The sequence below is a fragment of the Pseudazoarcus pumilus genome, from assembly GCF_002872475.1.
In the GTDB taxonomy this organism is placed as follows: domain Bacteria; phylum Pseudomonadota; class Gammaproteobacteria; order Burkholderiales; family Rhodocyclaceae; genus Pseudazoarcus; species Pseudazoarcus pumilus.
In genome coordinates, this window is the sequence record NZ_CP025682.1 from 1,771,254 (window position 1) to 1,783,800 (window position 12,547).

Annotated in this window: 17 protein-coding genes and 1 tRNA gene; 16 read left to right on the top strand and 2 right to left on the bottom strand. The window is 63.7% G+C overall.

Going from position 1 to position 12,547, the window contains the following annotated elements; all coding sequences use genetic code 11:
* The first annotated feature begins 111 nt into the window (after window positions 1-111).
* The 16 genes from C0099_RS08545 (at window position 112) to ubiT (ending at window position 10,526) form a co-directional block, all read left to right on the top strand.
* A tRNA-Leu gene (locus C0099_RS08545) sits at window positions 112-196 on the top strand.
* A 158-nt stretch (window positions 197-354) separates the two neighbouring features.
* Window positions 355-1,419, top strand: a complete 1,065-nt coding sequence (locus tag C0099_RS08550) for a tyrosine-type recombinase/integrase (RefSeq protein ID WP_228151558.1) — start codon at window positions 355-357, stop codon at window positions 1,417-1,419.
* A gap of 121 nt (window positions 1,420-1,540) precedes the next feature.
* The gene (locus C0099_RS08555; protein ID WP_102247046.1) at window positions 1,541-1,837 is read left to right on the top strand and encodes a hypothetical protein; all 297 of its coding nucleotides are present in this window, start codon (window positions 1,541-1,543) and stop codon (window positions 1,835-1,837) included.
* 61 nt (window positions 1,838-1,898) lie between these two features.
* Window positions 1,899-2,309 (top strand): hypothetical protein, encoded by a 411-nt coding sequence (locus C0099_RS08560; RefSeq protein ID WP_102247047.1) that lies wholly within the window; start codon window positions 1,899-1,901, stop codon window positions 2,307-2,309.
* A gap of 93 nt (window positions 2,310-2,402) precedes the next feature.
* Complete coding sequence (locus tag C0099_RS08565; RefSeq protein ID WP_199797584.1) at window positions 2,403-2,684, top strand: hypothetical protein; 282 nt, start codon at window positions 2,403-2,405, stop codon at window positions 2,682-2,684.
* A gap of 8 nt (window positions 2,685-2,692) precedes the next feature.
* Complete coding sequence (locus tag C0099_RS15985) at window positions 2,693-2,869, top strand: hypothetical protein (protein ID WP_164084893.1); 177 nt, start codon at window positions 2,693-2,695, stop codon at window positions 2,867-2,869.
* Window positions 2,866-3,201 (top strand): hypothetical protein, encoded by a 336-nt coding sequence (locus C0099_RS15845; protein WP_123785230.1) that lies wholly within the window; start codon window positions 2,866-2,868, stop codon window positions 3,199-3,201. The genes C0099_RS15985 and C0099_RS15845 overlap by 4 nt, the downstream gene beginning before the upstream one ends.
* Window positions 3,202-3,212: 11 nt before the next feature.
* Window positions 3,213-4,226, top strand: a complete 1,014-nt coding sequence (locus C0099_RS08570) for an AAA family ATPase (RefSeq protein ID WP_164084894.1) — start codon at window positions 3,213-3,215, stop codon at window positions 4,224-4,226.
* Window positions 4,226-4,726: a hypothetical protein gene (locus C0099_RS15850; RefSeq protein ID WP_123785231.1), complete on the top strand. Its 501-nt coding sequence runs from the start codon at window positions 4,226-4,228 to the stop codon at window positions 4,724-4,726. The genes C0099_RS08570 and C0099_RS15850 overlap by 1 nt, the downstream gene beginning before the upstream one ends.
* Window positions 4,719-4,982, top strand: a complete 264-nt coding sequence (locus tag C0099_RS15855; RefSeq protein WP_123785223.1) for a hypothetical protein — start codon at window positions 4,719-4,721, stop codon at window positions 4,980-4,982. The genes C0099_RS15850 and C0099_RS15855 overlap by 8 nt, the downstream gene beginning before the upstream one ends.
* Window positions 4,982-5,140 carry a hypothetical protein gene (locus tag C0099_RS15990; RefSeq protein ID WP_164084886.1) on the top strand — a complete coding sequence of 53 codons (159 nt, stop codon included), beginning with the start codon at window positions 4,982-4,984 and terminating at the stop codon, window positions 5,138-5,140. The genes C0099_RS15855 and C0099_RS15990 overlap by 1 nt, the downstream gene beginning before the upstream one ends.
* Before the next feature lie 28 nt (window positions 5,141-5,168).
* Window positions 5,169-5,387 (top strand): helix-turn-helix domain-containing protein, encoded by a 219-nt coding sequence (locus C0099_RS08575; protein WP_164084958.1) that lies wholly within the window; start codon window positions 5,169-5,171, stop codon window positions 5,385-5,387.
* 233 nt (window positions 5,388-5,620) lie between these two features.
* Window positions 5,621-6,961 (top strand): phage major capsid protein, encoded by a 1,341-nt coding sequence (locus C0099_RS08580; protein ID WP_102247050.1) that lies wholly within the window; start codon window positions 5,621-5,623, stop codon window positions 6,959-6,961.
* 136 nt (window positions 6,962-7,097) lie between these two features.
* On the top strand, window positions 7,098-9,221 hold the full coding sequence (locus C0099_RS08585) for a hypothetical protein (RefSeq protein WP_123785232.1): 2,124 nt from the start codon (window positions 7,098-7,100) through the stop codon (window positions 9,219-9,221).
* A 3-nt stretch (window positions 9,222-9,224) separates the two neighbouring features.
* On the top strand, window positions 9,225-9,428 hold the full coding sequence (locus C0099_RS08590; RefSeq protein WP_102247052.1) for a hypothetical protein: 204 nt from the start codon (window positions 9,225-9,227) through the stop codon (window positions 9,426-9,428).
* Between the two features lie 606 nt (window positions 9,429-10,034).
* Complete coding sequence (gene ubiT / locus C0099_RS08595; RefSeq protein ID WP_102247053.1) at window positions 10,035-10,526, top strand: ubiquinone anaerobic biosynthesis accessory factor UbiT; 492 nt, start codon at window positions 10,035-10,037, stop codon at window positions 10,524-10,526.
* Window positions 10,527-10,535: 9 nt separating this feature from the next.
* On the opposite strand, the gene C0099_RS08600 is transcribed toward ubiT, so the two are convergent.
* Together C0099_RS08600 and ubiU are read right to left on the bottom strand one after the other, a co-directional pair.
* Window positions 10,536-11,456, bottom strand: a complete 921-nt coding sequence (locus C0099_RS08600; RefSeq protein WP_102247054.1) for a U32 family peptidase — start codon at window positions 11,454-11,456, stop codon at window positions 10,536-10,538.
* 10 nt (window positions 11,457-11,466) lie between these two features.
* A complete protein-coding gene (ubiU, locus tag C0099_RS08605) occupies window positions 11,467-12,480 on the bottom strand; it encodes a ubiquinone anaerobic biosynthesis protein UbiU (RefSeq protein ID WP_102247055.1) in 1,014 nt (337 codons plus the stop codon).
* Window positions 12,481-12,547: the final 67 nt, after the last annotated feature.

Genomic DNA, 12,547 nt, shown 5'->3' on the forward strand with positions numbered 1-12,547 from the left:
AGACTCCGTTCGGTCGTTACGGCGGACGGCGATTATAGCTGCGCGCGCCCCGTCACCGCCCCTCGCAAGTGCCCTCGGCGCACGCGGCCCGCATGCTATGCTTCGCGCCGCGCGCCGGTGGTGGAATTGGCAGACACGCTGGATTTAGGTTCCAGTGCCGCAAGGCTTGAGGGTTCGAGTCCCTCCCGGCGCACCACCAGTAAATACAAGGCTTGTAGGCTCATTCAGGTTTTCCGAAAATCCCTTGTTGCATATTTGTGGCACATTTTTGGCACACCGACGCACCGCCACACCCCTTTGATTGCCGTTTAGTGCCCATGGCGCTACTGTTTTGCTCATGGCATCGCCGAGGGCATGAACGTGGCAACTATCACCAGGCGCACGGGCAAGAGCGGCACCAGCTACAAGGTGCAGATTCGCATCAAGGGATACCCGACCGACACCGCGAGCTTTGACCGACTGACCGACGCGAAACGCTGGGCAGCCGAAACCGAAGCCGCGATCCGACAGGGCAAGCACTTCGGTATCGCTCGACGCCGTTCATTCGCCGACCTGGCAGACAAGTACGAAGCTTCAATCGGCGAGTACCTCAAATCGGCGCAAGCGCGGCGCGGCCATTTCAGATACTGGCGCAGCGAGTTCCGCGGGCACAGCCTCGAGGACATCACGCCTGCCCTGATCGCCGCGAGCTACGCCAAGTTGCACAAGGATAGCGATCGATCGATTGCGACGGCGAATCGCTACCTGGCGTCCCTGAGCGCCGCCTTTACCTACGCCGTGAAGGAGTTGGGCTGGATCGAGCGCAACCCCTGCTCTCGCGTACGCAAGGGCACCGAATCGGCCGGTCGTGTCCGGTATCTCGAGGACGACGAGCGCGTGCGCCTGCTCAAGGCCTGCAAGGAGTCTCGCAATCCCCTGCTCTACCCTGCATGCGTCCTGGCGCTATCGACCGGCGCGCGCCAATCCGAACTGATGAACCTTCGCTGGCCGCAAATCGACTTCGCGCGACGAACCATTCTCTTGCGCGACGGCGAAACGAAGAACGGTAGCGGCCGCGTTCTGCCGCTTACCGGGGAGGCCTTCAACCTACTTCGCGACATGAGCAAGGTCCGCGATCTGCGGGATGATCGGGTTTTCCCGGTGGCTGCCGCGGGGCGAGGCTTTGGCAGCCTGCGGAACGCCTGGGACAAGGCGCTCGCGCGTGCCAAGGTCGAGGACTTCCGGTGGCATGACCTACGCCACACCGCCGCGAGCTACCTCACGATGGCCGGCGTGGGTTCAATGGAGGTCGCCAAGGTACTTGGCCACAAAACCCTGCAGATGACGGCGCGGTATTCGCACCTATCGCCCGAGCGCACCGTAGAGATTGGCGACGTACTGACAAAGAGGCTTGGCTTGACTGGCAAGGCCAGACGATGAGCGCCCACAGCGACTTACCGAGCAACACCGCCGCCTGACGGGTTCAGGCTAGCGGGCCGACCAGGTGCAGCAACACCAAGCCGGCCCTGACCACAACCGACCTACACAGGAGGTCCGCATCATGGCTACTACCGAGATTACAGGTTTCGATATCGGAAAGCTGAGGACGAAGGTGGCGCTACTGCAAAGAGTGGCGGCTGCGCTTTACGACGACAACGAAAGAGCTTCATCGGTCGCTGAGTTGATTTGCACACGGCTGACTCCGCGTGGCACTGGGGACCCCGACACCGACCTGGGGGCGTGGCGAGCTTGCGAGGTCCTTCTCGAGCACCTGGAAGATGTCACCCTTCTCTCAGAACTGAGGAAAGACCTGGAATACGTTGCCGCTGCGCTGGCAGATGCCGAGAAATCGACCTGACGACTATAAGTGCCAGGCCCGGTTTGCTCCGGGCTAGGCATACCTATTCTTGAGGTCAACGATGCCAATCACGATACCCGACAAAATCATCGCCGAAGCTCAGCGGTGGGAACTTCGATACTGTCAGGGCCAATGCAGTTTGTTCGATGCGATCTGGTATCACATGCATTTGGGCGTACCTGTTCCGCAACTGTTGTTTGACGCTTTTTCGCATGCCCAAATGGAATACCAGGAGGGCAAGTTCTCCGACCTTGCCGAGCCCTTCGGGGTCGCGATGACCAAGCGCGAAAAGAATCGCTGGAAGCGAGTACCGGATCTGTCGAACATAAGATTCCACGTGGACGGCGCGTCGCAGAAGGGATTTCCTAAGACAAATCCCTCCTACTACGAGAACACGGCCTTTCACCAGGTGGCGGAACTGACCGGTCTGTCGCCGCAACATATTTTTGACCTGTACTACAAAGCCCGCTGACTGCTAGGGGAAAAAGAAAAAAATCCCCCGAATTACTGGGAATCGGCGATTCCCTAGATTGATTTCCGTCACAACCCACAACGGATGACGGAAATGCAAGCAACCCCGCAACATTCGCCCGAGGCGCTCGGGCATCTCCAACCGCGTCGCCGCCTGGCGACCGTCGCGCAAGTCGCCGAGGCCTATCCGGTTTTCAGTCAGGCCGCGCTGCGTGATCTGATCTTCAAGTCCGCAGACCGCTTCAACTCGAAAGGCGATCGCATCCCCGGCAACGGCCTGGCGGAAGCTGGCGCGATCAAGCGCATAGGTCGAAAGGTGCTGATCGACCTCGATGCGTTCGAGGCTTGGATCGACTCGCATGCATCCGAAGGCTGAGGCGAGCCATGAAAAACGCCCGCCGCCCCGAAGGGCAGACGAGCGCGAGCGGTCGCGCTGATTCTACCCCTGCCCGCTTTACTTTTCACCAGGCCTGTCGCGCAGCCGTCGCCGTGATCGGCGTAACGGTCGCAGTGGCCGTCTTGCTGGCCGTGCTGCTGTTGGTCGCGGAGGTGGCACGATGACCCGCCGCCCAGCCTACGCCCGCCAACTCGCCGCAACGATCGCCGCAGGATATGAGCCGCTGCATGGCATCGCCGTATGGCTCGACCGGCGGCCGCCTGATGGCGGAATTTTCGCGCACCTGGCGTGCTTCTCTGACACCGACCCCGCCGCGCTCGATTGGGGGCTGTGCTACCGCCGAGACGTAATCGTGCCGTGTGCCGACCAGTGCAACCAGGCGCGGCTTGATCGGTTGCTTGCCGCCCTTGCCGCAGCTGATCCGCGGCGACTACAGACATGGAGCGCCAACGGCGACAACGTGAGGTTTCTGATCGTCGGGAGAGTCGCCGCATGATGATCAGGCCTATGACCGACGAAGAGCGCGGTGCGATGCGCAAGCGCAAATCCGTCGCGGAAATTTGCTCTGTGGACTATCTGGAATTGGCGGCGAAGGACTTGCCTGAACCCGAATCGATTTTAGGGTCCTGGCTCCTTCGGCAAACCCTCAGCATGGTCTACGGCTGGCGTGGTGTCGGGAAATCCTTTTGGGTAATGGGAGTCATTTGGGCAGTCTCGACAGGAGGCCGTTTCCTTAAATGGGATGCGTCTTACCCGATGCGAGTGCTCTACATAGATGGAGAACTACCTGCCCGGACGCTGCAAGACCGCTTTGCCTCTCTGTGTGAGATGTACGGCGCAAAACCTGAACCAGGATTTTTAACGGTCATTACCTCGGATCTGTTGGCGCGCGCCGCGCCTGATCTCGCCTCGGAAGATGATCGGCTTTCCTTGGACGAGCTCATCGAGGAGAAGAAGATCGATGTGATCGTACTCGACAATCTTTCGTGCCTGATCAGATCCGGCGCGGCAGAAAACGACGCTGAATCATGGGTGGATGTCAGTTCCTGGGCGCTTCACCACCGCGCCAAGGGCCGAAGTGTTCTGTTCGTCCATCACGCCGGCAAGGGTGGCGCTCAGCGCGGCACCAGCCGGCGCGAGGATCTTCTCGACGTGGTTATCTGCCTGAAGAAGCCGCCTGACTATTCGCCCGACGAGGGCGCACGGTTTGAGGTGCACTTCGAGAAGGCGCGGCACCTGTACGGCGAGGACGTTGAGCCCTTCGAGGCCGCGCTCGTCACAGACCCTGATGGCTACCAAAGATGGGTGACATCTGGGCTTGAGGGCAACCTCGACGACCGGATTATCGAGATGTTCGGCCTACCAGGCGTGAGCATGACCGACATTGCCCGCGAGATCGGTATCGACAAAAGCAACGTCTCGCGCCGGATTCAGCGCCTCAAGGCTGAAGGTCGGATCGTCGATCAGCCGAAGCAGCCCCGAACGTCCAGCCGTGATCCGCGCGACCGGGAACTGCTGTGATGAAAGCGCAACAGCCACCGCAACACGCCCCGCTGCATTGCGCAACGCGATCCGCAACGGCACCGCAACAGCGAGCGCGAACACCACTATTTAAAAGGTTTTTCATCGCAACGACAGCGCAACGATTCCAACTCTCGGCGCTGTTGCGTGTTGCGCTTTTAAGAAAGCGCAACAGCGCAACACCTGCGAGCCGGGATCGTGATTCGGGCGGATACGGCGCGGGGGGCGGTCGAAAAGTTCGAAGCACCTCCAGACAGGACCGGCCGCCCAGTCTTTTTTTGTACGAATCCGATTTTCAGGATGGGGGGGGTGAAGTGATGGACCAGGAACGAAGCACTTATGACGAAGCCCTTCGCCTAGCTCGCGTGTGGCGGATTCACTGGCCGGAGATCGAGCCGACGACGAAGCGATACCAGGATGCCGTGCCGCTCTCGCGTGTCCTGGCCGAACACCACGCGGCGATTGCCGCCGAACCACTGGAGAACCGCAACCATGAATGAACACGACATTTCACGCGATGCCGCGCAGCTAATCCAGGCCGCTGCGCGGCTGGTGGCAGCGACGATTGACCGCGCCGATACCAACACCCTGCAAGCCGTCGAAACGGCCCTCAATGGCGGCGCGCAGCCAGCGGTCGAAGTCGTACCCCATCCCGAGCATCCGAGCGTGCGCCTGTGGCTTGTAGAGCGCGAGGGGCACGCGCGGCACCTGTTGGCGACCGTGCCGATCCGGGAGGTTCGCCCATGCGCGCATTGATGAACCTGCTCGAGCGCCTGCGTGGGCCGTCGCCGCGCAAGGCGCGTGCCCTGCGCGTGCGCTTCGTCGAACGCACGTTAAGCCGCGAAGGGATGCGCCGGGATGATTGCAGGCGGATCGCGCGTCAGATCATCGAAGGCCTCGACGATGGCGAGTGAACAACGCACGCACGAGATCGCACAGGCCATGCGTGACGCGATCCGCGCGAATCGAGTCGCCGTCAGTTGCGACGAGCGCGTGAGCGAGGCCGACGCCGCCCAACTGCTCGGGCTGCACCCCGGAACGCTGAAGAACCTGCGCCACCAGGGCACCGGCCCGCCGGCCTACCGTATTCCAGTCGCCGGGAGCCGTATTTCATACCGCGTTGATGACCTTGCGGCATGGGTCGAAGCTCGACGACATTAAAAGGCATTATTCGGAATGGATACCGTTGGGGCGCACTACTACGCTCCAAGTAATTGCCTACGAGATGTGGCAACGAGCGACGAGGGTGATCCCGTCGCCACCAGGCCCGAACCCGGACGCCCTGTTGCGCGAGATGCCAGCAGGCCGGCGCGATGGATGTCCGCCGAACGCCGAAAGGTAACGCCCTGTGAGCTGCGCGCAAGCGCAAACACAACCCGTTTGGAGATCTGACCATGAAAAAACTGAAGCTCACCCCTGCGGTATTCCTGGGTTTCACCGCCCTGGCCGCCGCGATCCCGGCTGTGTTCGGGGTCACACCCCTGGCGATGCTCGCCTCGCTGTTCATCGTCGCACTGGCGGCACTGTTCACGGAGCGCGGCGCATCGTCTTACACGGGCACCTTCCGCCGCCAGTTCGGCAAGGTCGGCAGCCTCGAGGATGTCGCGGAGCAGTACAAGGAAGTGCAGGCCAATCTCAAGGACGTGCAGAGCAACCTTGAAAAGCACTTCGGGCATAGCGGCGAAATCTCCGCGCGCTTGCAGGCAATCGAGCAAACCGTCGCGAAACACGGCTATGGCGAAGGCACTGCCGCGCTGATCAATTCCGTCGGCGCAGAAGCGCTTGATTCGCTTCGCGAGTCGTCGGCATTCGCTGCGCTGTCCGAGTGGAACCAGGGCACCGCCCGCGCTCCGGTTCGGGCCGGCATCCGCGCGATCATCAACACCCCGAGCGAGGGCACCTCGAGCGAAGGGCATTACATGCCGAGCAATCCCGAACGCTCGGGCGTGTTTGGCCCTGCCCTGCGCCCGCAGAGGCTGCTCGAAGCCCTCGAATCGCGCCCGACTACGGCCGACTCCGTTGAACATGTTCGTCTGCACTACGACGGCGAGCCGTCCGAGCAGCTGGAGGAAGGCGACGAGAAGAAAGAGATCGACGTCGAGGGCGAGCTGGTAAGCGCCAACATCGTGACGATCGCCGGTCACACCACGGCATCGCGACAAGTGCTGTCGGACCATGCGGCGCTGCAGGCGAACATCAACGACGTGATGAACAACAAGCTGATGGCCCGCCTCGAGCATCGCCTGATCAACGGTCAAGGCGGACAGGGCCGGATCGAGGGTTTGATCGAGGTCGGCACGACGTTCCTGCCCACGATCGGCGCAACGCCGGCTGACATCATCGGCGAGGCGTTGGTGCGGCAGGCCGACAAGGGCTATACCCCGTCGATCGTGGTGATGAACCCGCTCGATTGGTTCCGCCTGCAACTGACCCGCAAGGGCGATACCGACAATGAGTATCTGTTCGGCTCGCCGACCATGCCTGTACCGCCGTCGCTGTGGAACGTGGCCGTCGTCCGCACCCCGGCGATGCCGGAAGGCGAGGCGCTCACGATCGACAGGGGGCACGTCACCGTTCTCGACCGCGAGCAGGCATCCGTGATGCTCTCCAACAGTCATAAGGATTACTTCACCCGAAACTTGGTGGCGATCCTGGGAGAGCTGCGCGCCGGCCTCGAGGTCCGCGACGCCTGGGCTGTCTATCACATGGACCTGAACGCACCTTCGAGCGAGTAACCCCCGGCCGGCGGGATGCGGGGGCACTCCTACCCCGCATGGGGCCGGACACGCTTTTCGGTGTGCGTGATGGCAAACACCGGCGCGGCGGGCCGCGTGATGCGGTGCCGCCACCTTTACCGACAAGGGGGCGGCCATGTCTGCGGGTAGCATCACCATTGACCTTTTGATGAAAACCGGCTCATTCGAGACGGACACCAAACGCGCCGAGAAGCGCCTGGATGCAATGCGCCGGCAGGCGGAGCGAACGGGCAAGGCCATCGGCACCGCGATGGTAGTTGGCGCTACTGCCGCCGTGACTGCCATGACCATGATGGTCAACCGGTCGCGCCAGATGATCGACGAACAAGCCAAGCTGGCGCAACGCTTGAACACGACGAGCGGTGTCATGGAAGTTCTGCGCCGCGCCGGCGAGATGGCCGGCGTAGGCCTCTCGCAAGTGGAGAGCGCGAGCCAGCGCCTCGACGTTGCCATCGGCAAGGCTATCCAAGGATCCAAGACACAGGCAGACGCGTTCGATCGCCTCGGCATCACCGCGCAGGAACTGGCCGCGCTACCGCTTGATGAGCGCATCGCCGCCGTGAACAAGGCGCTGCGCGAGAACGTCGCCGCCGCCGAGCGCGGCGCGGTCGCTGCTGAACTGTTTGGCACGAAGAACGCGGCCGCGATGCGCATGCTCGACAATGGCACCATTGCCGAAGCTGGGCGACAAGTCGATATTTTCGGAACCAAGCTATCCGAAATCGATGCCGCAAAGGTCGAACTCGCGAACGACGCAATGGGCACCTTCGACCTGTTCGTCGAGGGAATTTCCAAACGGCTGACCGTCGAGCTCTCGCCGGCGTTGCGCCAGATCGGCGAAGATTTCCTCAATGCTGCCGATGAGGCGGGCGGCCTCGGTTCTGCTGTTGAGGACGCCGTAGATTCCACCCTGCGTTCCCTGGCGTTCGTGATCGACGCCTTCGACGGCGTCAACCGATCCGTGCGCCTGTCCTGGCAAACCTTCAAAATGATGACCTACGGCGTAAGCGGCCTGATGCTCGATCTCGCCGAGTCCATCGTAAACGGACCGCTCAGGGCCGTGAATTTCCTCATCGAGCAAATGAACCGCGTCCCCGGACTGGAGATTGGCCCGGTGCGCACGTCCGGCCTGGGCGCCGCCATCCAGAGTGATCTTGCCGCCGCCCGCGAGAACTTCGGCGCCGCGCAGGCCGAGTTCGCACGCCTCATGGAAACCCCACTGGCGGGAACGGCAATGCTCGACTGGTGGGCGCAGGCCCGTGATGCTGGGCAGGCTGCCGCCGAAGCCGCGGTGGCTGGCCGGCGTGCGCACGAGGATTCAAAGGGCGCGGCCGATACGGCCGGCGATGCGGTTGATCGAGTAACAAGTTCGATCCGCAGTCAGGTGGACGCCGTACAGCAGCAGATCGACGCGCTGACCAAGCAGGCTATGACCTTCGGCATGAGCAACACCGAGTTGCAGCTGTTCGAGCTGCGCATGGCCGGTGCCAGCGAGGCGCAGCTGGGTATGGCGCGCGGCCTGCTCGAGAGTATCGAGGCCATGGAGCGCGCCGCCGACGAACAATCACGCCTGAACGAACTGCTCAACGCCACCCCGACCGCGATGCTCGAGCGCACGCGCGAGGATATGCTGCTACTCGACCAGGCGTTCCGCCGTGGCCGCATTTCGGTTGATGAGTACGTCGAGGCCGTGCAGACGCGCCTGGGCACGCTGCCGGACACGATGGGCAAAGTCGGCGACGCCATGACCACCTACGCCGACCAAGCCGCCCGCAACATGCAGGACGCGATGGGCGACTTCTTCTATTCCGTGGGGCGTGGCTCGGACGATATCGCGCGCAAGTTCATCGACAACATCCATCGCATGGCGTCGGAGCTGGTCGCCTCTCAGCTGCTGGGGTTTCTCGGTCGCGGCTTCGCCGGTAGCGGTGGATGGCTGGGCGCGCTCGGCTCGGCGATGGTCGCCGGTGCCCGCGCCGACGGCGGGCCGGTGGCCGGTGGCAGCGCCTACCTTGTAGGCGAACGCGGCCCAGAACTGTTCGTGCCCAACACCGCCGGGCGCGTACTCCCGAACGAGGCCATCACATCGTCAGCACGATCAGAAACGAACGTGCGCGTGGTCAACGCGATCGACCCGGCGCTGGTTGGTGAATACATGGGCTCGACACCTGGCGAGAAGATCATCATGAACGTGATCCGCCGTAACCGCTCATCCGTCGCCGGCATGCTCGGATCGTGACCCATGGAAGTCTCGAGAGCTGACGACGGAACGCCGCTGACCCTGTACGCGATCGAGTCGCGCGAGGGGCAACCGGTGTTTCATGTTTTGTGGCTCGACGACGATGACCGGCTGTACACCAGTTGGTGGTTCTTCGACACTGAACCAGCCACTCAGGACGATCTGCTCGATCTGATGCGCGCGGCGCGTCCAGTGCTGCGTTACTGAGTCCGTTTCCGTGGCACATTTTTGGCACACTCAACACCAAAAAACGGCAATAAACGACAAAATTACACAGCGTTACAAAATCCGTAACACTCTGTTTTTAATGCTCTAGTCTGTTGCTGCTTGTTGCCGTGAGTGTATGCCAAAGCGATTTAGGTTCCAGTGCCGCAAGGCTTGAGGGTTCGAGTCCCTCTCGGCGCACCAGCCCGTGCAGCGCGATGCGTGCGGCGGCAGCCCTCTTGCAACCTATATCCAAAGTCGTAGATAATCGGACTCTGGCTTCGCCGTGTGCAGCTACGGGACTGGCTTGCGTGCGCTTGAAACGCATGCAATACGCCCACAGGAACGCACGCGAAGCACGCAGCGCGCCCAAGCGCGCACGCGAAGGATTGCGGAGACGCCACGGCGGCTCCGGACCGGCTCTCTCTCCTTCCCGCTACGGCCTATTCCCCACCCCCCGGTCGCTAGCCTCCATGGGAAGGATTTTCGGGCGGCCCCATGCGGGCCGCCCTTTTTTTGCCTCGTCGATTCGAAACCTTCATCCAGATCAAGTCGCGCACCCGGGCAGGCGCGTAGGCTGGCACTTTTACACGCTGCCACACGACCGACATGAAACTGCCCCTGCCGCCGCTGGCCTTCCTCGTTCGCACCCTGCCCGACCCCTTCCATGCCGAGGCGCTCTCGCGTCTGGCCAACCATCTGATGAAGGGGCAGGAGATCGCCCGTCGCCTCGACGAACTCGACGGGCGCCGCATCTGTGTCGCCGTCACCGACGCGGCGCGCGCGCCGGTGTTCCGGGTACACGCCGGCCGCATCGAACGCGCGCCCGAGGGCGATTGGGACGTGCGCATCGGCGGGCGGCTGGAGGATCTGATCGCGCTGGCCAGCCGCGCCGAGGACCCCGACACGCTGTTCTTCCAGCGCAGGCTGACGCTCGAGGGCGACACCGCCACCGGACTGCTGCTCAAGAACCTGCTCGATGCGCTGGATTTCGACGTGGACGCGCACTGCAATGCCGTGCTGGGACCGCAGGCCGGCCGCTGGGCCGCGGGCGTGGCGCGCGCCGTGTTCGCGCGCCTGCCGCGCACGCAGACAGGCTGAACGACGGCGCTAGGAGTGGGTATCGCGCCCTTCGGTCATGACATGCCACTGCATGCCCGGACGGCCGTGCCAGTACCCGTTGCACCACGCCCCATCCGGCTGCGTCTCGCGCAATCCAGCCAGCGGATCATGCACCTGGCTGCCATCGATCGCGGCCCGGAAGCTGGCCACGGCATCGGCCGTCAGCTCCGGAGAATGCGGCGAGATGCGCACCACGTCGACGCCCAGCGCACGCATCTGCGGCACTTCGGCAACCAGATTGGCCAGGCTCGCCGACTGCGTCTGGACGCCGTTGATGACCAGGAAGTCGGCACCTTCGCGCGTGCGCACCAGACGCCCTTGGGGATCGTCGCCGCAGCACAGCCCGCACTCATCCTTGGCGCGTCCGTCGGTGCGCGCCGAGAAGCAACGTGCCGAGAAGGCCAGCGGCAGGCGGCCGAAGGCGAAGACCTCGGTCTCCACGCCCTCGGGTCGTGCGGCCTGCATCTGCGCGAGCGTGTCGTGCGACAGTTCCACCGGCATCACCCAGCGGCGCGCGCCGAGTCCGGCGAGCATGCGCAGCGTGCCGGCGTTGTAGGTGTTCAGATGCGGGCCAGCGACGAAAGGCGTACCGGCATTGGCCGCCATCCCCACCGCCGCCATGTCGTTGGCCTCGATCGCGTGGCGACCGTTGCCCACCGCGCGGCGCAGGCTCGCCAGTTCGGATTCGGCCTCGACCAGCGCGAGCGTGCTGAGCACCACCTCCTTGCCCGCCTGCTGCAGTCGTTCGGCGATCTGCAGCCAGTCGTCCGTTCGCAGCGCGCGGCGCTTGGAGCAGACGGTCTCGCCCAGGTAGACGATGTCGGCATCCACCCCGGCCACTTCGTCGTAGAAGTCGAACACCGCCTCGCGCGACCAGAAATACAGCAGCGGCCCAATCGAGATCTTCATCGCATCCTCCTCATTGCCAGGCGCGGTCGAGCGCGCCCAGCGTGTGCAGACTTCCCTCGGAGACGCGGTCGAGCGCAGCCACCCATTCGGCACGCGGCGCGAAGGACTGCGGGTCGCGCAGGCACGCGTCTAGCGCCTCGCGCAGCACACGCGTGACCTGCGCAACATAGGCCGGGCTGCGCTGGCGCCCCTCGACCTTGATCGCCGCCACGCCGGCATCCACCAGTTCGGGCAGCAGGTCCAGCACCGACAGGCTGGTGGGTTCCTCGAAGGCGTAGCCGGTCTCGCCGCCGACTTCGAAGCGGCCCTTGCACAGCGTCGGATAGCCGGCCGGCTCGTCCGGCGCATAGGTGTCGATGAGCACGCCGTTCAGGCGCGAATGTCGGCCGTCGGCACCCTCCTCCCAGCGCACCGCGTGCGCGGGCGAGCACGCGCCGCAGGTGTTGGGGGACTCGCCGGTGACGTAGGAAGAGAGCGCGCAGCGGCCCTCGACCATCACGCACAGGCTGCCGAAGCCGAACACCTCGACCTCCACCGGGCTGTGTTCGACGACGCGGCGCACCTGCGACATCGACAGCACGCGGGGCAGGACGACGCGACTGACGCCGAAGCGTTCATGGAAGAAGCGGATCGCCTCGTGCGAAGTCACCGAGCCCTGCACCGACAGGTGCAGACGCAGTCGCGGGTGATGGCGCGCGGCGTGTTCGAGCAGGCCCGGATCGGCGAGGATCACCGCGTCGACGCCCAGATCGGCAGCGCGGTCCAGCGCCGAAGTCCATTGCGCCCAGGACTGCGGCTGGGGATAGGTGTTGAGCGCGAGCAGCACCTTGGCACCGCGCGCATGGGCGTAGTCGATGGCACGACGCGCGCCGTCGTCGTCGAAATTGAGCCCCGGAAAATTGCGCGCATTGGTGGCGTCGCGAAAGCCCATGTAGACGCAGTCCGCGCCATGATCGACGGCTGCACGCAGGGCCGGCAGGCTGCCGGCCGGGCAGACGAGTTCGACACGCCGTGGCGTATTCATCCGGTTGCCTCCTCGGGCGTAAAGACCGGATGTCAGTCTAGGCGGGCGGGCGCGGCCGGCCTTGATC

Excerpts from the sequence above, each read along its gene's own strand:
- C0099_RS08570 (WP_164084894.1), top strand. The coding sequence starts at position 3,213 with ATGACCGACGAAGAGCGCGGTGCGATGCGCAAGCGCAAATCCGTCGCG.
- C0099_RS08580 (WP_102247050.1), top strand. The coding sequence starts at position 5,621 with ATGAAAAAACTGAAGCTCACCCCTGCGGTATTCCTGGGTTTCACCGCC.
- ubiU (WP_102247055.1), bottom strand. The coding sequence starts at position 12,480 with ATGAATACGCCACGGCGTGTCGAACTCGTCTGCCCGGCCGGCAGCCTG.
- C0099_RS08550 (WP_228151558.1), top strand. The coding sequence starts at position 355 with ATGAACGTGGCAACTATCACCAGGCGCACGGGCAAGAGCGGCACCAGC.
- C0099_RS08590 (WP_102247052.1), top strand. The coding sequence starts at position 9,225 with ATGGAAGTCTCGAGAGCTGACGACGGAACGCCGCTGACCCTGTACGCG.
- C0099_RS08560 (WP_102247047.1), top strand. The coding sequence starts at position 1,899 with ATGCCAATCACGATACCCGACAAAATCATCGCCGAAGCTCAGCGGTGG.
- C0099_RS15850 (WP_123785231.1), top strand. The coding sequence starts at position 4,226 with ATGAAAGCGCAACAGCCACCGCAACACGCCCCGCTGCATTGCGCAACG.
- C0099_RS15855 (WP_123785223.1), top strand. The coding sequence starts at position 4,719 with ATGAATGAACACGACATTTCACGCGATGCCGCGCAGCTAATCCAGGCC.
- C0099_RS15985 (WP_164084893.1), top strand. The coding sequence starts at position 2,693 with ATGAAAAACGCCCGCCGCCCCGAAGGGCAGACGAGCGCGAGCGGTCGC.
- C0099_RS08555 (WP_102247046.1), top strand. The coding sequence starts at position 1,541 with ATGGCTACTACCGAGATTACAGGTTTCGATATCGGAAAGCTGAGGACG.
- ubiT (WP_102247053.1), top strand. The coding sequence starts at position 10,035 with ATGAAACTGCCCCTGCCGCCGCTGGCCTTCCTCGTTCGCACCCTGCCC.
- C0099_RS08600 (WP_102247054.1), bottom strand. The coding sequence starts at position 11,456 with ATGAAGATCTCGATTGGGCCGCTGCTGTATTTCTGGTCGCGCGAGGCG.
- C0099_RS08575 (WP_164084958.1), top strand. The coding sequence starts at position 5,169 with ATGCGTGACGCGATCCGCGCGAATCGAGTCGCCGTCAGTTGCGACGAG.
- C0099_RS08565 (WP_199797584.1), top strand. The coding sequence starts at position 2,403 with ATGCAAGCAACCCCGCAACATTCGCCCGAGGCGCTCGGGCATCTCCAA.
- C0099_RS08585 (WP_123785232.1), top strand. The coding sequence starts at position 7,098 with ATGTCTGCGGGTAGCATCACCATTGACCTTTTGATGAAAACCGGCTCA.
- C0099_RS15990 (WP_164084886.1), top strand. The coding sequence starts at position 4,982 with ATGAACCTGCTCGAGCGCCTGCGTGGGCCGTCGCCGCGCAAGGCGCGT.
- C0099_RS15845 (WP_123785230.1), top strand. The coding sequence starts at position 2,866 with ATGACCCGCCGCCCAGCCTACGCCCGCCAACTCGCCGCAACGATCGCC.